At 67.5% G+C, this 21,198-nt stretch carries 18 protein-coding genes; 1 reads left to right on the forward strand and 17 read right to left on the reverse strand.

What is annotated here, in order from left to right; genetic code table 11:
- Positions 1 to 71: 71 nt before the first annotated feature.
- From VFQ05_13155 to uvrA, 12 genes are all read right to left on the reverse strand, one after another.
- Entirely contained in the window at positions 72 to 1,196 is a 1,125-nt protein-coding gene (locus tag VFQ05_13155) for a hypothetical protein (protein HET9327707.1), read from the reverse strand.
- Positions 1,197 to 3,005, reverse strand: a complete 1,809-nt coding sequence (locus tag VFQ05_13160; protein ID HET9327708.1) for a glutamate mutase L — start codon at positions 3,003 to 3,005, stop codon at positions 1,197 to 1,199.
- Between the two features lie 11 nt (positions 3,006 to 3,016).
- Positions 3,017 to 3,352, reverse strand: coding sequence for a hypothetical protein (locus VFQ05_13165; protein HET9327709.1), 336 nt, complete (start codon positions 3,350 to 3,352; stop codon positions 3,017 to 3,019).
- Positions 3,342 to 3,761, reverse strand: a complete 420-nt coding sequence (locus VFQ05_13170; GenBank protein HET9327710.1) for a hypothetical protein — start codon at positions 3,759 to 3,761, stop codon at positions 3,342 to 3,344. Before VFQ05_13170 ends, VFQ05_13165 begins: the two co-directional genes overlap by 11 nt.
- The gene (gene gcvPB / locus VFQ05_13175; protein HET9327711.1) at positions 3,758 to 5,257 is read right to left on the reverse strand and encodes an aminomethyl-transferring glycine dehydrogenase subunit GcvPB; all 1,500 of its coding nucleotides are present in this window, start codon (positions 5,255 to 5,257) and stop codon (positions 3,758 to 3,760) included. The genes VFQ05_13170 and gcvPB overlap by 4 nt, the downstream gene beginning before the upstream one ends.
- A complete protein-coding gene (gene gcvPA / locus VFQ05_13180; GenBank protein HET9327712.1) occupies positions 5,254 to 6,600 on the reverse strand; it encodes an aminomethyl-transferring glycine dehydrogenase subunit GcvPA in 1,347 nt (448 codons plus the stop codon). Before gcvPA ends, gcvPB begins: the two co-directional genes overlap by 4 nt.
- Entirely contained in the window at positions 6,597 to 6,989 is a 393-nt protein-coding gene (gene gcvH / locus VFQ05_13185) for a glycine cleavage system protein GcvH (protein HET9327713.1), read from the reverse strand. Before gcvH ends, gcvPA begins: the two co-directional genes overlap by 4 nt.
- A 25-nt stretch (positions 6,990 to 7,014) precedes the next feature.
- Entirely contained in the window at positions 7,015 to 8,121 is a 1,107-nt protein-coding gene (gcvT, locus tag VFQ05_13190) for a glycine cleavage system aminomethyltransferase GcvT (GenBank protein ID HET9327714.1), read from the reverse strand.
- Positions 8,122 to 8,314: 193 nt separating this feature from the next.
- A complete protein-coding gene (gene kbl, locus VFQ05_13195) occupies positions 8,315 to 9,523 on the reverse strand; it encodes a glycine C-acetyltransferase (protein HET9327715.1) in 1,209 nt (402 codons plus the stop codon).
- Between the two features lie 10 nt (positions 9,524 to 9,533).
- Complete coding sequence (locus VFQ05_13200; GenBank protein ID HET9327716.1) at positions 9,534 to 9,911, reverse strand: energy transducer TonB; 378 nt, start codon at positions 9,909 to 9,911, stop codon at positions 9,534 to 9,536.
- A gap of 330 nt (positions 9,912 to 10,241) precedes the next feature.
- On the reverse strand, positions 10,242 to 11,351 hold the full coding sequence (gene tdh, locus VFQ05_13205; protein ID HET9327717.1) for an L-threonine 3-dehydrogenase: 1,110 nt from the start codon (positions 11,349 to 11,351) through the stop codon (positions 10,242 to 10,244).
- 90 nt (positions 11,352 to 11,441) lie between these two features.
- A complete protein-coding gene (gene uvrA, locus VFQ05_13210; protein HET9327718.1) occupies positions 11,442 to 14,321 on the reverse strand; it encodes an excinuclease ABC subunit UvrA in 2,880 nt (959 codons plus the stop codon).
- 33 nt (positions 14,322 to 14,354) lie between these two features.
- On the opposite strand from uvrA, the gene VFQ05_13215 reads away from it, so the two are divergent.
- Complete coding sequence (locus tag VFQ05_13215; GenBank protein HET9327719.1) at positions 14,355 to 15,152, forward strand: carboxypeptidase regulatory-like domain-containing protein; 798 nt, start codon at positions 14,355 to 14,357, stop codon at positions 15,150 to 15,152.
- A gap of 29 nt (positions 15,153 to 15,181) precedes the next feature.
- Here VFQ05_13215 and VFQ05_13220 read toward each other — a convergent pair whose 3' ends face one another.
- The 5 genes from VFQ05_13220 to VFQ05_13240 are packed head-to-tail and all read right to left on the reverse strand — an operon-like array spanning position 15,182 to position 21,081.
- Complete coding sequence (locus VFQ05_13220; GenBank protein ID HET9327720.1) at positions 15,182 to 16,450, reverse strand: ABC transporter permease; 1,269 nt, start codon at positions 16,448 to 16,450, stop codon at positions 15,182 to 15,184.
- Positions 16,451 to 16,454: 4 nt separating this feature from the next.
- The gene (locus VFQ05_13225; protein ID HET9327721.1) at positions 16,455 to 17,672 is read right to left on the reverse strand and encodes an ABC transporter permease; all 1,218 of its coding nucleotides are present in this window, start codon (positions 17,670 to 17,672) and stop codon (positions 16,455 to 16,457) included.
- Positions 17,669 to 18,373 (reverse strand): ABC transporter ATP-binding protein, encoded by a 705-nt coding sequence (locus VFQ05_13230; protein HET9327722.1) that lies wholly within the window; start codon positions 18,371 to 18,373, stop codon positions 17,669 to 17,671. Before VFQ05_13230 ends, VFQ05_13225 begins: the two co-directional genes overlap by 4 nt.
- A gap of 4 nt (positions 18,374 to 18,377) precedes the next feature.
- Positions 18,378 to 19,682: an efflux RND transporter periplasmic adaptor subunit gene (locus tag VFQ05_13235; protein ID HET9327723.1), complete on the reverse strand. Its 1,305-nt coding sequence runs from the start codon at positions 19,680 to 19,682 to the stop codon at positions 18,378 to 18,380.
- A 31-nt stretch (positions 19,683 to 19,713) separates the two neighbouring features.
- On the reverse strand, positions 19,714 to 21,081 hold the full coding sequence (locus VFQ05_13240) for a TolC family protein (protein HET9327724.1): 1,368 nt from the start codon (positions 21,079 to 21,081) through the stop codon (positions 19,714 to 19,716).
- Between the last annotated feature and the right edge of the window lie 117 nt (positions 21,082 to 21,198).

The following is a 21,198-nucleotide window of genomic DNA, read 5'->3' on the forward strand; positions in this document are numbered from 1 at the left end:
CGTTGCTGTCAACGTGGAAGCGCACCCACGCGGCTCGTCTTGCGGTCGATCTCATCACTTCTCCGGGGTGATCATGCCTCGATCAGCTCCACGTTGGCTCGCGGCACCACCGCGCGACTCCGATCGTCGACGAACTCGACGATCATCACCCGCGCCTTGGATCCGCTCTCGAGCTCGTTCAGCTCGGGCGGCAGATCCACCACGGTGCCGATGCGTCCGAAGTGAGGCTGGCGAATGACCCGCAGCAGCGAGCCGACCTCGACGCCGGTATGGACCGCCGCGGCCTTGCGCGCCTTCACCTCGCCGCGCGTGGGCACGATGATCTCCGGGCGCATGACGCCGGCGCGGATCTGGGTGGCGCCGCTCACCGAAGCGGCGTGCCCTTCGCGGGCCTTCAGCAGCTTCCAGGTGCGATCCGCCATCGGGATGGGACCGAAGCCTTCGGTGAGCAGCAGCGTGATGCCGAGATCCTCGGAGCCGGTGATGGCCACTCCGAGGTCCCTGCCGAGCAGCAGTCGCAGATCGCGATCGTCGAAGCCCCCGACGACGACGGCGGCGACGCCGAGCGACTTGGCGCGCATCAGAGTGGCGTGCGAGACCCGGGTCCCGCCCACCACGATCTTGCCGCGATGCGTCTCGCTCAGGTGTTCGCTGCGCAGCTCGTCGGTGGGCGAATCGTTCACCACCGCGATCTCGCCCTGGGTCTCACCGCCGACGCCGAAGATCCCCTGGATGAACGTGCCTTCGGTCTCGACCACCACGCCTTCCTCCGGCAGGACCTCCAGCACGCGACCTTCGACGAAGGCGTCGACCTCGACGGGAATCGGCGGTTCGCGAAGGATGAGCTGTCCGGTGATCCCCGACACGCTTTCGAGCGTGCCGCGGCTCGGCGCGGTCGCCTTTTGTTGCATCAGTCCGAACAAGCTCCGGCCGCTGGCGATCAGCTCACCGGCTTCCACGCTCGATCCGATCGGACGCACCAGAGACTCGGGGACCTTGGCGGGATCGATCGCGAGCTTGGCGGCGATGTTGACGGTCTGCACGTTGCCCGGAAGCTCGGTGCGGGCGACGATCGTCTTCGCGCTCACATGCTCGGAGGCCTTCACGAGCACCTGACCCTTGAGCGGAAGCCGGCGCTCCCGTCGCAGGACGGCGTGCTCGGTGACCTTCAGTCCCGGCGTGTATGCGTGCGCCAATCAGACCTCCCGCGCGTACATGCCGAGGGCCTGGTTCCAGGCGCGCAGCGCGGCGATGCGCTCGGCGGGCGTGCCCGGCAGCGCGAACGGGCGGCGGCCGCGGGTGTCCACGATGAGGCCGACCACCCCGCCCGGAATCCGCGCCTCCAGCGACTTGCCCTTCCCGGCGCCGAGGTCGAAACCGCGTTCGGGAACCGCGGTGATACGCGCCTCCCCTTCGGCCGGGAGCGGAAGCAGCGCCATCTCTCCGAACGGCACGCGGCGGTTGACGGGCGCGCCGGCGGAGGCGACTTCGACGGTCACACAGGGATGCCCCTGCTTGCCCCCGCCCAGGGGGGCGAGCACGGCGCCGAGGCGGATCAGGCAGTCGCGCTCGAACACCTCGGCCGCGGCCTGCTCGTGCACGGTGGAGAGCACCCCGAGCTGGGGCGCCATGAAGATGCTGTCGACCGCGAGCTGGGTCAGGCCCTCGGGCAGGAAGGCGTCGATCATCATCATCGCCGCCTGCACGCGGCGCGGCGCGTGCGACAGCACCCCGCCGGATCCCACCAGCAAACCGAGGTCGAGCAGATTCACGAGCGTGGCCCCGCTCTGCGATTGCGCCATGATGTCGGAGATGGTGCGCTCGGTCTGCACGCCCTTGAGGCCGGTGGCCAGCATCTTGTGCTGGTCGAAGGCCAGGCGCAGGGCCTCCCTCGAGATCGCCTGCTCGATCACCAGATCTTCGAGGGTCTGCGGGATCGTGGTGGGCCGGATCATCTTGTTCTTGATCCGGTTGCGCAGCTCGAGCTCGTCGACGTCGAAGGGCACCCAGCGCAGGATGTTGTCGATGCCCGCTTCGGCCATGACGTTCGACACCGAATAGCTCATGCCGAGGTTGGCGGAGACGGTGCGGTTGAAGACCTCCTGGAACACCGAGAACACGTCGGTCGTGGCGCCACCGATGTCGACGCCGACCACCGACAGGCGATCGCGCTTCGCCACCTTCTCGATGATGATTCCGACCGCGCCCGGCGTCGGCATGATCGGCACGGGGCTCATCCCCATCAGCTTCTTGTATCCGGGTGCATGCGCCATCACGTGCTCCATGAACAGCTCGTGGATGGCGTCGCGCGCGGGACCCAAATTCTCACGCTCGAGCGCGGGCCGCAGGTTGGGCACCACCGACAAGGCGGTCCGGCCGCCCAGCGTGTCCTGCACCATGGAGGCCGCGTCGCGATTACCGGCGTAGATCACCGGCAGCTCGTAGCCGGCGCCGAGGCGCGCCTTGGGATCGGCCGCGGCGAGGATCTCGGCCATCTCCACCACGCGCTTGGTGTCGCCGCCGTCGGTCCCGCCGGAGAGCAGGATCATGTCGGGGCGAAGCTGCCGCAACCGCCGGATCTTCTCGTGCGGCCGCCGTCCGTCGTTCAGCGCGATCACATCCATCACGATCGCGCCGGCGCCGAGCGCCGCGCGCTGGGCGCTCTCGCCCGTCATCTGCAGCACCAGCCCCGACACCATCATCTGGAGCCCGCCGCCGGCGCTCGACGTCGTGACGTAGAGGTCGACGCCCTGATCGCCTTGCTGCGGAGTGATGATCCGGTCGCCGTCGAGAATGCGCCGTCCCGCCAGCTCTTCCACCTCGCGCACCGCATTGAGCACGCCGCGAGTCACGTCCTCGAAGGGCGCCTCGACCGTGGTCGGCGCCTCGCCGCGCACCACCAGCCGGAAATGATCTCCGCGCTTCTCGATCAGGATCGCCTTGGTGGTCGTGGATCCGCAGTCGGTGGCGAGGATGGAGCGGATGGACTCGGGGCGGATCTCCATGGGCGAGTGGCTCAACCTCGCGCTTCGGGTGGCGTCCTGGCGGCGCCGGCCTTGGCCGCCTGGCGCGCCAGCCGGGCGTCGTCGGCGTGGCGCTCGATGCTCTGGATCAGGGCCTCGACCGCCTCGCGGCGCTCGATGAGCTGCGCAAAGCGGCGATAGTCGGGGAACGAGAACACCGTCTGGATGAACGGCTCGAAGAAGATCAGCGCCTGACCGGCGAGCAGCGAGAGCGGCTTCCCGCTCTCGAGCGTGAGAATGGCGGGCAGCTCCATGCGCAGCTCGACCACGCGCGCGGCGAGGCGGTCGAGCAGGCCGCGCTCGTCCTGCGTCAGCGTCTCAGAGGCCATGGCGCTCCAGGATCTGGTCCAGCGTTTCGCGGGCCGGCGCACCGGTGCCGGCGGGAAACGGCAGGAACAGCGCCCTGTAGGCGTCGAGCCAGTGCTGGCTCCGATAAGGCGAGAGCCAGACGCCGTCCGTCCGGCGCACCGCGCGGCGCAGCTGGTCCCACGCCCGGCGTTCGGCGAGCCAGCCGCTCTTCCGCACCACGCCGGACTCGTCGAGGCGGCACTGCACGGGAACGAATCCCGCCGCCAGCGTCGCCACACACACCACGCAGAGAATCAGCGTGGGGATGCCCGGCAATCCAAGCGAGGTCGCGAGCAGACAGCACGCGAGCGCCGCCACGAGCGCCGCGGCCGCCCGTCCGGGGCGATCCCGCCACGGGTTGTAGGACCACTCGAGCCACGATGTCGTCATGCGCGTGACGTCATCGCCTGTGCCGGGCTCGGCGCCGCCTTGGCGGCCTTCCAGTGAAGCTTGAGCTCCCGCGCGGCGCGGCCTTCGTCCAGCCGGCTGATCGGGGTCGTCAGCGGCGCATCGCGCAGCAAGTCGGGATTCTCGGCGGCCTCGCGCGCGATCCGCTCCATGGCTTCGGCGAAGTGATCGAGACGATCCAGCGTCTCGGTCTCGGTGGGCTCGATCATCAGCGCTTCTTCGACGATCAGCGGGAAGTACACGGTGGGCGCGTGCACGCCGAAGTCGAGCAGGCGCTTGGCGACGTCCAGGGTCTTGATGCCATGGGCCCGCAATCGCCGCCCCGAGAGCACGAATTCGTGCATGCACGCCTGCTCGTAGGGCAGCTCATAGCTCTTCTGCAGGCGCCGCATGAGGTAGTTGGCGTTGAGGATCGCGGTGCGGCTCACCTGGCGCAGCCCCTCGGGCCCCAGGCTCGAGAGGTAGACGAGCGCGCGCACCAGGATGCCGAAGTTGCCGTGGAACGAGTGGATTCGGCCAATGGTCTGCGGCCGGTCGTGAATCCACCGCAGCATGCCGTCGCTCTCGTGGAGGACGGGAGTGGGCAGGAACGGCTCGAGGTGCTTCGCCACCGCGACCGGGCCGGCGCCGGGGCCGCCGCCGCCGTGCGGCGTCGAGAAGGTCTTGTGGAGGTTGATGTGCATCACGTCGAAGCCGAGGTCGGCCGGCTTCACGAGGCCGACCAGCGCGTTCATGTTGGCGCCGTCCATGTAGACCTGCGCGCCCGCCCGATGCGCCATGGCCGTGACTTCGCGGATCTGGGGCTCGAAGAGGCCCAGCGTGTTCGGCACCGTGAGCATCACCGCCGCGGTGCGATCATCGAGCGCCTTGGACAGAGCATCGAGGCTCACCGTCCCGGCCTCGCTCGAAGGCACGGTGACGGTCTCGAATCCCACCAGCGTCGAGGTCGCCGGATTGGTGCCGTGAGCCGAGTCCGGGACCAGCACGAAGTGCCGCTTGTCCCCTTCCCCTCGCGCGCGATGCCAGGCGCGGATCAGCAAGAGGCCGGTCATCTCTCCTTGCGCGCCGGCTGCGGGTTGAGTCGTCACCGCGGCGAAACCGGTGATCTCGGCCAGCGCCTTCTGCAGCTCGTGGATGACGCGCAGCGCGCCCTGGCTGACGGCGTCGCTCGACAGCGGATGGGCGCGCGCGAAGCCGTGGGCGGCGGCGATCTCGTCGTTGATCTTCGGGTTGTGCTTCATGGTGCACGAGCCGAGCGGATAGAAGCCGCGGTCGATGTGGTGGTTCAGGATGGATAGCTCGATGAAGTGGCGCACCACCTCGGGCTCGCTCACCTGCGGCAGGTCGAGCGAGGCGCGCAGCCGCGCCCCTGGCAGCAGCTGCGCCAGCGGCCGGGTCGGCACGTCGCAGGCGGGCAGGCTCGGTCCGCGATGACCCGGTCCTCCCTGCTCGATCAGCAGCCGGCGCTCGAGGTTCATCTCGCCCCCGCCGCGCGCAAGGTCTCGGCCCAGCGTTCGAGATCGCCCGCGGTGCGCTGCTCGGTGACCGCGACCAGCAGCCAGCGTTTCCACTCGGGACGGAATTGACCCAGGTCGACGCCCGGCAGGACGCCACGCTCGATCCCGGCCTCGATCACGCGCGCCGCGTCGACCGGGCATTCGAGCACCAGCTCCCGAAAGTAAGCGCCGTCGTGCGCGCGCCGGTATCCCGGGATCTTCTCCGCCAGCTCGGCGGCGTGATGCGTCTTCTGGACGCATAGCTCGGCCACCTCGCGCAGGCCTTCACGGCCGAGGAGCGCCAGGTGAATGGTGGCGCGCAGCGCGAGGAGTCCCTGGTTGGTGCAGATGTTCGACGTGGCCTTCTCGCGCCGGATGTGCTGCTCGCGGGTCTGCAGCGTGAGCACGAATCCACGCCGGCCGTGACGATCGACGGTCTCGGCGGCGATGCGGCCGGGCATGCGCCGCACCAGCGCCTGCGTGCAGGCAAAGTAGCCCAGGAGGGGACCGCCGAAGCTCGGCGCGTTGCCGAGCGATTGGGCCTCGCCCACCACCAGATCGGCGCGGGCCGCGCCTTCGAGCGCACCCGGAGGCTCGAGCCATGCGAGCGCGATGGGATCGCAGCAGGCGATGGCCAGCGCCCCGGCCTCGTGCGCGAGCGTGTTCCACGTGGCCGGATTCTCGAGCAGGCCGAAGAAGTTCGGGTGCGCGTAGGCGACACACGCCACTTCCGGCGACAACGCGGCCTTCAGAGCCTCGGACGTCCAGCGTCCGCTGGGGGCGTCCACGACCTGCAGGTCATCGCCGAGGTACGTGCGCAGCACGGCGAGGTAGTGTGGATGCAGGCTGCCGGACGCCACGACGCGGCGCCGGCGGGTGTGGTGGCGCGACAGCAGAGCGGCTTCGACCACCGAGGTGGCGCCGTCGTACATCGAGGCGTTCGCCACGTCCATGCCCGTGAGCTCCACGATCATGCTCTGGAACTCGTAGATCGCGGTCAGCGTTCCCTGAGCGACCTCCGGCTGGTACGGCGTGTACGCGGTCGCGAATTCCGAACGCCCCGCCAGTGCATCCACGGCGGCGGGGATGTAATGGTCGTAGACGCCGCCGCCCATGAACGAGACCGCCCGATCGGCGGCATTGAGCCGCGCCCAGTCGCCGAATTGCCGGCGCGCTTCGATCTCGGAGAGCGGGCCCGGGCTTCGCAGCGGCTTTTCCAGCCGGACCTCGGCGGGAAGGGCCTCGATCAGCGCCTCGGCCGATGCCACGCCGATCGATGCCAGCATTCGTTTTTCTTCGTCCTGGGTTCTGCCGATGTAGCTCACGCGTGATGTTCCTCGAGGAAGCGTTGATAGTCGTCGCTGCTCATCAGGCGCTTGACCTCGTCGGGATTCGAGGGCTTGAGCTTCAGCATCCAGCCTTCGCCATAGGGCGACTGGTTGACCAGGGCGGGGTTGTCGGTGAGCGATGCGTTGATCTCCACGACCTCGCCCGAGACCGGTGCGTACAGATCGCTCACGGTCTTCACCGCTTCCACCACCCCGAAGGGCTTCGACGCCTCGAGCGACTGGCCCACGTTGGGCAGTTCGACGAACACCACGTCACCGAGCTGCTCGGTGGCGTAACTGGTGATGCCCACCGTGATCACTCCATCCTCGAGCCGAGCCCACTCGTGCTCGTTCGTGTACCGCACGTCGTTCGGATAGGACGACACCCAACCCTCCGCTTCGCACCCCGACTCAGCGGTGCGAGCCCTGCGTATAGAAAGGACGTTTCACCACGCGCGCCGGAATGCTCGTCGATCCGGCGGACACGCTCAGAGGACTCCCGATCGCAGCGACTCCGGGCTCGACGTACGCCATCCCGATGGCCTTCTCGAGGCTCGGTCCGAATCCGCCGCTCGTCACCACGCCGACCTTGCGGCCTTCCGCTTCCACGGCCATGCCGTGCCGCGGCACACGCCGGCCTTCCGCCTCGATGCCGACCAGCTTGCGGGGCAGGCCCTTCTCTTTCTGCTCGAGCAGCGCGCCTCTTCCCATGAAGTCCGGCTTGCCGAGCTTGACGGTCCATGCCAGACCGGCTTCGAGCGGCGACGTGGTGTCGTCGAGATCGTTGCCGTAGAGCATGTAGGCCATCTCGAGACGCAGCGAGTCGCGCGCCCCGAGCCCCACCAGATCGAGTCCGTGCGGCCGGCCGGCTTCCATCAGCCCCTCCCACACGGCGATGGCGTGCCGCGGATGGAAGTAGAGCTCGAAGCCGTCCTCTCCCGTATACCCGGTGCGGGAGATCACCGCGGGCTCGCCGAACAGCGGTCCTTCGCAGAACCGGTAGTAGCCGAGGTCGAGCGCCGCGTCCGGCACGTGGCCGCGCAGCACCTCCGGCGCGCGCGGTCCCTGCAGCGCCAGGAGCGCCGTCTCGTCGGAACGGTCGACCAGCTCGACGCCCTGGGGCCGGCGCTCGTCGAGCCAGGCGAAGTCCTTGGTGACGTTCGAGGCGTTCACCACCATCATCAGGTGGTCCTTGAAGCGATAGACCAGAACGTCATCGACGACGCCGCCTTCCGGGCGGCACATCGGCGAGTAGAGCGCCTGCCCCGGCTCCAGCGCGGCCACGTCATTGGTGACCATGCGGTTCACGAAGTCGATCGCCTGGTCGCCACGCACCAGGAACTCGCCCATGTGGGAGACGTCGAACAGGCCCACCGCCTCGCGGACCGCCCGATGCTCCCGCACGTCCCCGGTATAGCGCAGGGGCATCTCGAAGCCGGCGAAATCCACCAGCTTGGCGCCGGCGGCTCGATGCTGTGCGTGAAAAGGGGTGTGCTTGAGGGCGGTGGCGGGATGCACGAAGCGCTCCTGTGGGGTGCGAAACGCGCGGACGTTACCCGATGGCTGCGAGGCGATCAAGGCGACGAGATCAATCTCGCATGGGGGATTGAATCGACGAGCGCTCCTGTCGCCCGCGATTGCGCCACGACGGCCGAACTGATCGGGGTCTTGTAGTTCCTTGCTCTCTCCGGGGAGAGCAAGGAGTTACAACCTACCGCGCGATTCCCTTGAGGACCCCGAACTCCTGCCCCACCTGGGCGAAGGCGGCGAGGGCGCGCTCGAGATGCGCGCGGTCGTGGGCGGCGGAGACCTGAACTCGAATGCGAGCCTGGCCGCGCGGCACCACCGGGAAGGAGAAGCCGATGACATAGATGCCGAGATCGAGCAGTCGCCGGGCCATGTCGTGAGCCAGCTTCTCGTCGTAGAGCATGATGGGAACGATGGGATGCGTGCCGGGCTTGATGTCGAAGCCCGCCTGGGTCAGGCCTTCACGGAAGAAGCGTGTGTTGGATTCGAGACGGTCCCGCAGCTCCGTGGTCGCCGAGAGTCGGTCGAGCACCGCGAGGCTCGCCCCGACGACGGCGGGCGGCAAGGTGTTGGAGAAGAGATAGGGCCGCGAGCGCTGGCGCAGCAGGTCGATGACCTCCCGCCGTCCGGTGGTGAATCCGCCGAGCGCGCCACCCAGGGCCTTGCCGAGCGTGCCGGTGATGATGTCGACGCGGCCCATCACGCCACAGTGCTCCGTGCTCCCACGCCCGGTCCTGCCCATGAAGCCCGTGGCATGGCAGTCATCGACCATCACCAAGGCTTCGTAGCGGTCGGCCAGGTCGCAGATCGACTTCAGATCGGCGATCACGCCATCCATGCTGAACACGCCGTCGGTGGCGATCAGGCGGTACCGCGCCCCCTTGGCGACCGCTTCCTTCAGGCAGCGCTCGAGATCGGCCATGTCGTTGTTCTTGTAGCGCCACCGCTGGGCCTTGCACATGCGCACGCCGTCGATGATCGAGGCGTGGTTCAGCTCGTCGGAGATGATCGCGTCCTCCTCGCCGAGCAGCGGCTCGAAGAGCCCGCCGTTGGCGTCGAAGCACGCCGCATACAGGATGGTGTCCTCGGTCTTCAGGAACTCGGCGATCTTCTTCTCGAGCGACTTGTGGAGGTCCTGCGTGCCACAGATGAAGCGCACGGACGAGAGTCCGTATCCGCGCTCATCGATGGCGCGGTGCGCCGCCGCGATCACCTGGGGATCGCTCGACAGCCCGAGATAGTTGTTCGCGCACAGCACGAGCACCTTGCGCCCGTCGGCCAGCTCGACTTCGGGCCCCTGGGGCGATGCCAGGACGCGCTCGTCCTTCCACAGCCCGGCGTCCTTGATCTTGGCGAGCTCGGTCTGGAGGTGCGACTTCATCTGATCGAACATGCTGTCATCCTTACGGAGGTGGGAAACGGAAAGGAATGGCGACGGTCGTCGCGACCGGCTCGTTCCCGATCTTTCCGGGTTTGAAGACCCATTGCTTCACTGCTTCGACTTCGAGGTCTTCGATTTCCGGCACGGGTGTCGCGCCGACCCCCCACTGAACCCACGCATCGAGAACCCGTCCGGACCGGCACACCAGAGCGTTCACCACGCCGGATCCGGTCAGCTTGCGCGCCTTCACGGAGGCAGGAACCTCGGGATTCACGCGATTCAGGACCTCGGGAAGCTCGTCCACGGGCACATAATCGAGGCTTGAACCGTCGGCGGCCCACTTCTGGTTGGTCCCGAGGCAGTCGCTTGCGCCGGGAATCGCTCCCGGAACCAGTTCCACCCAGGCTTCGGCCGTATCAACGTCGCCCTTGGGTCCTCGCACGCAAAGGATTCGCGCGCGAACACCAGGGGCAGGCACGACGAAGGGTGCTCGGTAGATGCCGCTCGTCCCGCCGATACCGCCTCCACCGAGCGCAGTCCATCGGATCTCTCCCTTCGCACCTTCCGGGTCCGCAGGGGCGATCTTGAAGACTTGGGATGCTCCAGCCTCGATCCGAGCGTGCGGAGGCACGATCTGGAAGCCGGCTCGGTCTCCATACCCTCGCGGGGCGCTGGAAGCGATCGACATGAGACTGAAAGCGACAAGAACGATCGGCCGCAGCGTCAATGCTCAGCTCTCCTCTCCCCACGGCACCAGCACAACCTTCCCGGCTTTGCCGGCGCGGAGCAAATCGATCGCCTCGTCGAACTTCTCCATCGGCATCACGTGCGTGATCGTCGGCCGGATGTCCAGGCGGCCCGACGACAGCAGGTTGTGCATCTGGTACCAGGTCTCGTACATGCGACGGCCGATGATCCCGTGGATGGTCGCGCCCTTGAAGATCACCAGACGGTTCCAGTCGAGATCGAAAGGCTCCTTCGGAAGCCCCAGGAACGACAGGCGGCCTCCGCTGCGCAGCGCGGCCAGCCCGTCCCGCACCGCGGAAGGATCGCCCGACATCTCGAGCACGCCGTCGAGCCCGGCGCGGCCGGTCAGCTCGCGGCAACGGTCCACGAACGACTCCTTCGACACGTCGATCACCGCGTCGGCTTTCATCTGGCGCGCGAGATCGAGGCGGTAAGGAGAGATGTCGCTGGCGAATACCCGAGCCGCCCCCGCCGCCTTGGCGACACCGATCGCGAACAGGCCGATCGGCCCGCAGCCGGTGACCGCCAGGTTGCAACCCGAGATCGGCCCCGCGAACGCGGTGTGCACCGCATTGCCGAGCGGCTCCATGACCGCCGCGACCTCGATCGGGATGTTGCCGGGCGCCCGCCAGGCGTTGACCGCGGGGACCGCCACGTACTCGGCGAACCCGCCGTTCACGTCGACGCCCAGGATGCGGGTGTTCTCGCAAACATGGCCGTTCCCGGTGCGGCAGGCCACGCAGTGGTTGCAGACGATGTGGCTCTCGCACGACACGCGGCCGCCGATCTTGAACTCGCTGACGCCCGCTCCCACTTCGACGATCTCGCCCACGAACTCGTGGCCCAGCGTGACCGGCGGCTTGATGCGCTCCTGCGACCAGCGATCCCAGCTATGGATGTGAAGATCGGTTCCGCACACGCCCGCGCGCTTCACCTTGAGCAGAAGCTGGCCGGGCCCGCAGGCGGGAACCGGAACTTCCCGGAACTCGGCGCCGGGACCCGGCTTCCCCTTCACCACGGCGCGCATGGTTCGCGGGCGCGTCTGGGTGCTCTTCACGGTGGATTCGGCGGTCGCGGGTGTCGTCGGGTTCATGGTGCGGCCTCCTGGTTCACCCTTCGCGTGCGGGCGCAGCGATTATCGCCATGGATGGCGCTCGCCACGCAAGCCCAAAGCCAGGTCCTGTCACAGCTGCTCGCGCAATGCCTGACCGGTATACGAGCCGCCGGCCCGGGCCACCTGCTCCGGTGTCCCGGCCGCGACGACGCGCCCGCCGGCGTCACCGCCCTCGGGTCCGAGGTCCACGATCCAGTCGGCGCACTTGATGACGTCGAGGTTGTGCTCGATGACCACCACCGTGTTGCCGCGGCCGACCAGCGCCTGCAGCACCTCCAGCAGCACGCGCACGTCCTCGAAATGGAGACCCGTGGTCGGCTCGTCGAGGATGTACAGGGTGCGGCCGGTCTCGACCCGTGACAGCTCCGCCGCGAGCTTGACTCGCTGCGCCTCGCCGCCCGAGAGGGTCGTGGCCGACTGGCCGAGGTGGATGTAGCCGAGCCCCACCCCTTTCAGCGTCTCGAGCTTGCGGCGGACGGGCGGCACGGCGCCGAGGAACTCGAGCGCCTCTTCCACCGTCATCTCGAGCACGTCCGCGATCGAGCGCCCCTTGTAGAGCACCTCGAGCGTCTCCCGGTTGTAGCGGCGACCATGACACACGTCGCACTTCACGAACACGTCGGGAAGGAAGTGCATCTCGATCTTCTTGAGCCCGTCGCCCTGGCAGTGCTCGCAGCGTCCGCCTTTGACGTTGAACGAGAATCGTCCGGGCGCATAGCCCCGCACCTTGGATTCCGGAAGATTGGCGAACAGGTCGCGGATGAACCCGAAGACGCCGGTGTACGTGGCCGGGTTCGAGCGGGGCGTGCGCCCGATCGGGCTCTGGTCGATGGCCACCACCTTGTCGACGTGCTCCACGCCCTTGAGGTCGCGATGCGCTCCGGGCGCGGCCCCCATCACGCCGAGACGCCGCTCGAGCGCCGCCAGCAGGATGTCGTTCACGAGCGTGCTCTTGCCCGACCCCGAGACTCCGGTGACGCAGGTGAAGCAGCCGAGCGGGAATGCCACGTCGACCTGTTTCAGGTTGTGCGCACGGGCTCCCAGCACTTCGATCGCCTTGCCCTGGCTCGGACGGCGGAACGCGGGACAAGGGATGGTGCGCAGGCCCGCGAGGTACTGGCCGGTGAGCGACTCGGGATCGTCCCGCACCTCGGAAGGCCGGCCTTGCGCGACGAGACGCCCACCGTGGCGGCCGGCGCCGGGACCGAGGTCGACCAGCCAGTCGGCGGCTTCCATGGTGTCGCGATCGTGCTCCACGACCACCACGGTATTGCCGAGGTCGCGCAATCGCAGCAACGTCTCGAGCAGGCGGCGGTTGTCGCGATGATGGAGACCGATCGAGGGCTCGTCGAGGATGTAGAGGACCCCGGTGAGCTGAGATCCGATCTGGGTGGCGAGACGGATGCGCTGAGCCTCGCCACCGGCCAGCGTGGCCGCGGTGCGGTCGAGCGTGAGGTAGCCGAGCCCGACGTCGTCGAGGAACTGGAGGCGGCTCGACAGCTCCTTGAGGATCGGCTCGGCGATGGTCGCCGCGCCGCCTTCGAAGCGCAGCACCGCCAGATCGCGCCGCGCGGCGCTCACCGAGAGCGCGGTCCATTCGGCGATGTTGCGGCTTTCGATGGTCACCGCCAGGCTCTCCGGCTTGAGCCGCTGCCCGCGACATAACGGACATGGCGTCGGATTCATGAGGCTCGCGATCCAGCGCCGGATGCCTTCGCTCCCGGTCTCGCGGTAGCGGCGCTCGAGGTTGTTGAGCACGCCTTCGTAGGTGCCGTGGTGGACCCATGAGCTTCCGCGCTTCATCTTGAACTCGAAGCGCAGCTCCTTGCCCTCCGAGCCGTGGAGGATGAGCGAGCGTGCCTTTTGCGGAAGCTTCTTCCACGGGGTCTTGAGCGAGAAACCGTATGTCTTGGCCAGCGCGCGCATGGTGCCGCCCACCCACGTGCCCGCGGCATCGCCCCAGGCCGCCACCGCACCGGCCTCGAGGCTGAGACTCGGGTCGGGCACGACCCGCTCGGGATCCACCTTGAGCAGCGTTCCCAGTCCATCGCACGTCTTGCACGCGCCGAAGGGCGAGTTGAACGAGAAGCTTCGCGGCTCGACCGGATCCACGCTGGCGCCGCACTTCGGACAGGCCGCGCCCTGGCTGAACACCAGGTCCTGGCCCTTCTCGCGCGACACCGTCATCATCCCTTCGGCGAGCTTGAGCGCGGCCTCGATCGAATCGGCGAGGCGGGCGCGGACGCGCTCCTCGACGGTCACGCGGTCGACCACGATGTCGAGGTCGTGGCGCTTGTAGCGCGCGAGCTTCGGCGGATCCTCGAGCTCGACCCACTGGCCGTCGACCCGGGCCCGCAGATAGCCCTGCCGGCGAGCCTCCTCCATCTCCTTCCGGTATTCGCCCTTGCGCCCGCGCACGATCGGCGCCAGCAGCGCGATGCGCTGCCCCGCGCACTGGGCGAGGATCTGGTCGACCATCTCCTCGACACTCTGGCGAGCGAGCCGGGTGCCGCAGCTCACGCAGTGCTGGACGCCGAGCCGCGCGAACATCAGGCGAAGGTAGTCGTAGACCTCCGTGATGGTCGCGACCGTCGAGCGCGGGTTCGATCCTGCGCTGCGCTGCTCGATGGCGATCGCCGGGGACAGGCCTTCGATGGCGTCGACTTCGGGTTTCTCCATCTGCCCGAGGAACTGCCGCGCATAAGCCGAGAGCGACTCGACGTAGCGCCGCTGCCCCTCGGCGTACAGCGTGTCGAAGGCCAGCGACGACTTCCCGGACCCGGAGACGCCGGTGATGACCACCAGGCTCTGGCGCGGCAGCCGCAGCGTGAGGTTCTGGAGATTGTGCTCGCGCGCCCCGCGGATGATGATGTCGGTGAGCCCGGTGGCGGCGGGGCGGGCGATCGGCGGCGTCATGGGCAGGGCGGGATCGGTGGTGTCGATGGCCATGAGACGCCGACTATATCAAGTGAGGCAAGATCGATGAGCCCACTCTGGAGAACCCTGATCGCGGCGGTCTTCGCCGGAATTGTCCCATCGGTGGGCGCCGAGGCAGGAGCCGCTGTGGACACCACGGGGGCAATCGAAGGCTCGGTGCTGGTTGGGAAGAAGATGGGGCCGCCCTACATCAACGTCGTGCTGATCGGGAGTCGCCAGGGCGCAATCACCGACGAGAAGGGGCGGTTCGCATTCCGGAACATTCCGCCCGGCCATTGGAAGGTGCGTGCGATGATGATTGGCGTCCCCGCCGCTGAGCGCTCTGTGAACGTCAGCGCCGGCAAGGCCTCCCAGGTCACGCTAAGACTCGAGGACCCCCACGATGCCGGGTTCATCGCCCGCCATCGAACGCGGCCCAACCGCGGTCTCATCCACCGCGTTCAGGAGAGCACCTCGATTCGAGCGTTTCGGATCGCGAGCGATCCTACGCAGAGTTTCGACTCCACCTCCATCTTCCGGGCATTTCGAATCACGAACGAGCTCCCTGTCCCGCCACGGGAGAATGTCGACACCCTGGCAGCGATCCTCGAAGACCCGAGGCTCTATGGAGGCCTCGACACCGACAAGAAGCTCTGCAGTTTTAATCCTGGAGTCGGACTGTTGCTGAGTGGCTCCAAGGGAACCACCAAGGCTCTGATTTGCCTTCGATGCGCCCAGATGGGTCTCTGGAGCGATCCCACGGGCCCCCATGCAAGCGTGGACTTCCAGAGCGTCGCGCCAGCCGTACGCAAATGGGTTGCTAAGCTGCTGGGAGTGGAGGACGTCCCCGAGGACGTTCACTGAGCCATCAACTCGCCCTGATCGAGCGAGGATCACTCCCAGCGCAGGGAGTCGACCGGATCGAGCCGCGAGGCCCGCATCGCCGGGTAGAGTCCGAAGATGATGCCCACGATCGCGGAGAAGGTGAGTCCGGTGATCACCGACCACATGGAGACATAGGTCGGGAGCTTGCTCGCCGCGTGGATCACCCACGAGATGCCGGAGCCCAGCAGGATGCCGATGACTCCACCGACGGCGGTGAGCACGATCGACTCCATCAGGAATTGGGTCATGATCGTCTTGCGCCGCGCGCCGAGCGCTTTGCGCACGCCGATCTCGCGGGTCCGCTCGGTGACGGCCACCAGCATGATGTTCATCACCCCGATCCCTCCCACCAGCAGCGAGATGCTCGAGATCAGCGTCATCAGCGCGAAGATCCCGCCGGTGAGCGCGTTGTAGAGGCCCAGGAAGGCGTCGTCGGTGAAGACCACGAAGTTGTTGCCCTTGTTGCTGGGCAGATGCCGCCGGATGCGCAGCACCTCGATGATCTCCTTCTGCGCCTGGTCGCTCAGCTCGGGCGTCTGCGCGATCGCGTCGAGGAAGAGCTCCCCGCGCTTCGGGAACCATGGTGGAGCGTCCTGCGGCACCGGGAAGTACTTGTCGATGGTCGAGTAGGGGATCGTCGCGACTGCGTCGAAGTTGTTGCCGAGCATCCGGCCCTTCACCTCGTACTCGCCGATCACGGTGAACGGGATGCCATTCAGGTGGACCTTTTGGCCGATGCCCGAGGCGTCCTTGAACAGCGTCTCGCGCGTGTCCTTGCCGAGCACGACCACGTTGGCGCGGCGGTCGCACTCCTCGGCGGTGAAGAAGCGCCCGCGGGCGAGGTCGTAGCCATGGGTCGTCAGGTAGTGCTCGTTGGTGCCGAACACGAAGAGCCCGCGGGTCGCGCGGTCGCGATGGGACACGCGGATGTCCACCCATGGCCATTTGAACGGCGCGATCGCCTTGACCGAAGGGCAGCGCTCCATGATGGCGGCGGCATCCTCCATGGTGAACGCCTTGCGCTGCTTGAGGCTGTCGGGCACGCCGTCGCTGAACTGGATGCCGGGGCGAATACGGCGGATGTAGATGGTGTTGTTGCCGAACGACTGGATGCTCTGCTGGAAAGAGCGCTGAAAGCCGTTCACCAGCGCCACCATGCCGATGACCGTGCCCACGCCGATGACGATGCCGAGCAGCGCCAGCACCGAGCGGAGCCGGTTGGCGATCAGCGCCAGGCCCGCCATGCGGAACGTCTCGCGCAGCAGAGAGAAGTCCATTGCTCTACTCGTAACGCAGCGCTTCGATTGGATCGAGCCGCGCCGCTCTCCAGGCCGGATACGAGCCGAAGAAGATTCCGATCAGACCTGACATCAGGATGCCGGCGATGATCGAGGGAATGCTGACCGCCGCCGGCAACGGCGAGACCGCCGCCGCCAGCAGCGAGAGAGATATTCCGGCGATGATCCCGATCAGGCCGCCGCTCACCGACAGCGTGGTGGACTCCACCAGGAACTGCGTGAGGATCGCCCGGCGCGGCGCGCCCATCGCCTTGCGGATGCCGATCTCCCGCGTCCGCTCGGTCACGGAAACCAGCATGATGTTCATGATCACGATTCCGCCCACGATCAGCGAGATCGCCGCGACGCCGATGGTGACCACGTAAATGCCGCCGGTGAGCGTGTTGTAGAGCTGCATCACGTTCTCGGACGTGGTGATGCCGAAATCGTCCGGTTGGCCCGGGCGCAGATGGCGCCGCGCGCGCAGTACGTTGCGCACCTCCTGCTGCGCGAGCGGCATCGAAGCCTGGTCGACGCTCTTCACCGAGATGTCGATCGACCCCCGCTCCAGGTGGGTCTTGACGAAGGTCCTCATCGGGATCGCGGCGAAGCGATCCTGGCTCTGCCCGAGCAACTTGCCCTTCGCCACCGTCACGCCGATCACCTCGTACGTGTCGATTCCAAGCCGAATGGAACGACCCACGGGGTCGAGATTGCCGAACAGATCCTCGGCGAGCTCGGGGCCGATCACGCACACCATGCGGCGGCGCTGATCGTCGACGTCCGTGTAGGTCCTCCCCGCTCCGATCGCGTAGTCGTCCACCAGCTCGAAGCCGGCGCTCCGGCCGCGCAGACTGACGCCCTTCTGCTCCTTGTTGCGGTAGCGCGCCACCACCTGAGCGTTGCCCTGCGCGATCACCAGCGTGGCGTGAGGGGTGCCCGCGCGAATGGCGTCGGCGTCGTCGATCGTGATGTCGGGGCGGTCGCGGACCTCCTCGTACTCCTCCTGGCTGGTGATGAAGCCGTACTTGTCCACGTAGAACACGTTGGAGCCGCTGGCGAGGAGCTTCTCGGAGACGAAGCGATTGAGGCCTTCGACGAACGAAAGCACCGCGATCACCGACATGACGCCGATGATCGTGCCGAGCAGCGTGAGAAACGAGCGCAGCTTGTTGGCGCGCAGGGCCGCCAGCGCCATGCCCGCCGATTCGCGGAGGTTCATGGCCGCGCCATCTGCGGCGCCGACGCCGTCCGCACGTCGCTCTCGATCTTGCCGTCCCTCATGCGCACCACCCGCCGCGCCTTGGCGGCGACGTCGGCCTCGTGAGTGACCAGGATGACGGTGTTGCCCTGCTTCCAGATGCGCTCGAACGAGGCCATGATCTCCTCGCCGGTCGCGGTGTCGAGGTTTCCGGTGGGCTCGTCGGCGAGGATGATGCTGGGCTTGTTGACCAGCGCGCGGGCGATCGCCACCCGCTGTCGCTGGCCGCCCGACAGCTCGTTGGGCTTGTGCTTCATGCGATCGCTGAGACCGACGGCCTCCAAGGCCTCGCGCGCCCGCTGGCGGCGCTCTTCGTGCCGCACGCCGGCGTACACGAGCGGCAGCTCGACGTTGTGCAAGGCGTCTGCGCGGGCCAGCAGGTTGAAGGTCTGGAACACGAAGCCGATCTCGCGGTTGCGGATCCGCGCAAGCTCGTCGTCGGAGAGCTTGCCGACGTCGGTGCCCTTGAGCATGTAGCGCCCATCGGAGGGCGTGTCGAGGCAGCCCACGATGTTCATCAGGGTCGACTTGCCCGAGCCCGACGGACCCATGATGGCCACGTATTCGTTCTGCTCGATGTCGAGGTCTACGCCGTTCAGCGCGTGGACCTTCTCATCGCCGACCTCATAGATTCGATGCAGCCCGCGGATTTCGATCAGCACGTGGCTACCCCCGTTTGCGCGCCCCGCCCGCGCCGCCGGCCTGCTCCTGGCGGACCTTTTGCTCCGGCTTGAGCTCGCGCAACGCCTTGTAGGGCCCCGTCACCACCGACTCTCCGGGCTTCAGGTCGCCGGCGATCTCGATCATCGTCTCGCTCGCGATGCCGGTCTTCACCGGAACGAACTTGGCGATTCCCTCGCGCACCACGAACACGCCGGTGATCTCCTTGTCCTTGCGGCCGACGGTGTCCTCCTCGGCGGCAACGGCGTCGCTGCGACGCGCGCGCCGCTCCTTGGCACCGCCCTTCTTCGTGGCGCGCTCGATCTCGCGCTCGGTGCGGACCACCACCGCCTGGATCGGCACGCCGTTGGTCTTGGGGTGCGTGGCGGTCTCGATCTCGACGTCCGCGGTCATGCCGGGACGCACTTCGCTCACGGTGGCGTCGAACGTCACTTCGACCTCGAAGTTGGTCTGGCCCTCGACGACCCCGCCGGTGGCGCTGCGCTTGGCGGTGTTCGCGATCTCGGTGACCGTGCCGTCGTACGCGCTATCGGGCAAGGCGTCGACGGTGATCTTGGCCTTCTGCCCGAGGCGAATGTCGACCACGTCGGTTTCGTCGACGTCCGCCTTCACCACCATGCGCGACAAGTCGGAGACCGTGAGGATCTGGGTGCCCGCGTTGTTCATGGTCCCCATGATCACGATCTCGCCTTCCTCGATGTAGAGCGCGCTGACCACACCGTCGATCGGCGCCACGATGCGCGTCTTCGACAGGTTGTCGGTGGCGGCGGTGAGCGCCGCCTGTGAGCGCGCCACCTCCTCGCGCGCGCCGTTCGCAGCCTCACGCGCGGCCTCGAACGTGGAGGTCGCCTGATCCCACTCCGCGTTCGAGAGCAGCTTCTGCTCGTAGAGCGCCTTCTGGCGCTGGAAGTTCGACTCGGCCACCTTGAACTTGCTGTCGGCATCGCGCTGACGAGCCTTGGCCGAGGCCAATGCGGTGCGGGCCTGCACCTGATCGGCCGTCCGCTGGACCGGATCGAGCTGGAGCAGGAGCTGGCCCCTCTTGACCGTGTCCCCCTCCTTGACGGCCAGATGCGTCACCTTGCCCATGATGTCGGCGCTGATCTTGACCTGGGTCTTGGGCTCGATCTTGCCCGGAGCCCGGACCTTGGAGGTGATGTCCTCGGTGCGCACACGAGCCATCTGGACGGCCATTCCCTTCTTGCCGCCCTGCGCCGCCATGTTGACCCCGACGAGAACCAGGAGCAGGGCGACCCCCAAACCGATCCACAGCCACTTTTTCTTCTTCATGGGAGCCTCTGATTCCTCCTCGGACGGCGCGCTACTCGGCGCGGCCCCGGACGCGGTTCAATTGAGCCTCGGCGACCCGAATGGCCGCAAGGGCGGAAACGACGTCGCTCTGGGCACGCTGGAGCTGCACCTGCGCGTCGATCAGATCCAGAATGGTCGAAGACCCGACATTGTACTTCTCCTGGATCAGCTTCAGGTTCTCGGTCGCCGACTCCAGCGTCCGGCGCGCTAGCCGATCTCCCTCCAAGGCTTCGCGGTAGGTCATCACGGCCTGGTGCACCTCGCTCTCCAGGTTGCGGTAGAGGGCGTCTCGATTCTCCTGGGCCCGCATCTGCCGGGCCCTGTTCGCAGCGATCCGGGCGTCGGTCGCGAGCCCATCGAAGAAGTCCCAATTCAGGGCGACCTGGCCTCCGTACGAGCGATCGGTCTCGAGCCGGGTGTTGCTGGTGAGGCTCGAGCCCGGGATCTCGGCGCCCAGGGAGTCCTGAGCCGGCTGGTCGAAGGTCGACGTCGACGAGGACTGGAGGGCCACCTGCCCGCCGAGCGTGATGTAGGGAAGCCTCAGGAAGCGCGCCGAGTTGACGGACGCCTTGGCCGAGATCAGCTCGTTGTCCGCCGCCTGCAGATCCGGCCGGTTCTTCGCCGCCTCGGCGATCAAGGCGGGCTCGTCGACTTCGATCGGAGTTGCGGTGAGCAACGTGTCCACTTCCCCCATCGCGGACTCGCGGATGCCCAGCAGCCGGGCGAGCGCGATGCGCTGGACGGTGACCTGATGCCAGGACAGCACGGAATCGAGCTGGCTCTGCGAAGTGCGCACCTGGGCGCGGTAGAGCTCGCTGCGCGAGACCGAGCCGACTTCGAACAGCGCTCTCACCCGGCGCTCGTCGTCGCGCGACAGCCGCACCGCGCCGCTGCTGACCTGCGCCAGGCGCACCGCGCGGACCACTTCGTAGAACTGACGCCGCGCGGCCAGCGCGACGTCGTTGCGCGTCGCCTGCTGACTCTGCTTCGCGGCTCGGAGGCCGCTGCGCGCCGAGGAGAAGTCGCTCAGGTTCGAGAGGCTGAGAATGTTCCAACGCCCGCTGACGACCGGCTGGGTCGAGTAAGACTCGTCGCGGAAAGTGGTCTGCGGCGGGAACGCGATGCCGCCGATCGCCGAGTTACCGACCGCGTCCTTGGTCAGCCGTCCGCTGCGCGAGATCGACGCGCTGAGATTGGGCAGGATCCCTGAATAGGCGCCGTAAAGGCCGGCCCTGGCGTCCAGCACCCCTGCCTCGGCGCCGATCACCTGGGAGTTGTTCTTGAGCGCGAGCTGCACCGCCTTGCTGGCGGTCAGGATTTCCGCGTGAGCATCGACCGCGAACACCAGACCCAGCCCCCACAGCCAGGCTCGAGCCATAGACGAACCCATCCTCCTCATGGACCTCTCCGTCGAACTCCCGAAAGGCCGTCTTCCGGGCGTGACCTGCTTACGTGGGACGTGGCGAAAGGGTTTCGGTGCATCAGGCTCCAGGCA

This window comes from Candidatus Eisenbacteria bacterium (assembly GCA_035712145.1).
Taxonomy (GTDB): domain Bacteria; phylum Eisenbacteria; class RBG-16-71-46; order RBG-16-71-46; family RBG-16-71-46; genus DASTBI01.

Bases quoted from the DNA above. Each gene is read 5' to 3' on its own strand.
- VFQ05_13225 (HET9327721.1), bottom strand. From the start codon at position 17,672: ATGAACCTCCGCGAATCGGCGGGCATGGCGCTGGCGGCCCTGCGCGCC.
- uvrA (HET9327718.1), bottom strand. From the start codon at position 14,321: ATGGCCATCGACACCACCGATCCCGCCCTGCCCATGACGCCGCCGATC.
- VFQ05_13165 (HET9327709.1), bottom strand. From the start codon at position 3,352: ATGGCCTCTGAGACGCTGACGCAGGACGAGCGCGGCCTGCTCGACCGC.
- VFQ05_13235 (HET9327723.1), bottom strand. From the start codon at position 19,682: ATGAAGAAGAAAAAGTGGCTGTGGATCGGTTTGGGGGTCGCCCTGCTC.
- VFQ05_13220 (HET9327720.1), bottom strand. From the start codon at position 16,450: ATGGACTTCTCTCTGCTGCGCGAGACGTTCCGCATGGCGGGCCTGGCG.
- VFQ05_13160 (HET9327708.1), bottom strand. From the start codon at position 3,005: ATGGAGATCCGCCCCGAGTCCATCCGCTCCATCCTCGCCACCGACTGC.
- VFQ05_13240 (HET9327724.1), bottom strand. From the start codon at position 21,081: ATGGCTCGAGCCTGGCTGTGGGGGCTGGGTCTGGTGTTCGCGGTCGAT.
- VFQ05_13170 (HET9327710.1), bottom strand. From the start codon at position 3,761: ATGACGACATCGTGGCTCGAGTGGTCCTACAACCCGTGGCGGGATCGC.
- tdh (HET9327717.1), bottom strand. From the start codon at position 11,351: ATGAACCCGACGACACCCGCGACCGCCGAATCCACCGTGAAGAGCACC.
- gcvPB (HET9327711.1), bottom strand. From the start codon at position 5,257: ATGAACCTCGAGCGCCGGCTGCTGATCGAGCAGGGAGGACCGGGTCAT.
- VFQ05_13215 (HET9327719.1), top strand. From the start codon at position 14,355: ATGAGCCCACTCTGGAGAACCCTGATCGCGGCGGTCTTCGCCGGAATT.
- kbl (HET9327715.1), bottom strand. From the start codon at position 9,523: ATGTTCGATCAGATGAAGTCGCACCTCCAGACCGAGCTCGCCAAGATC.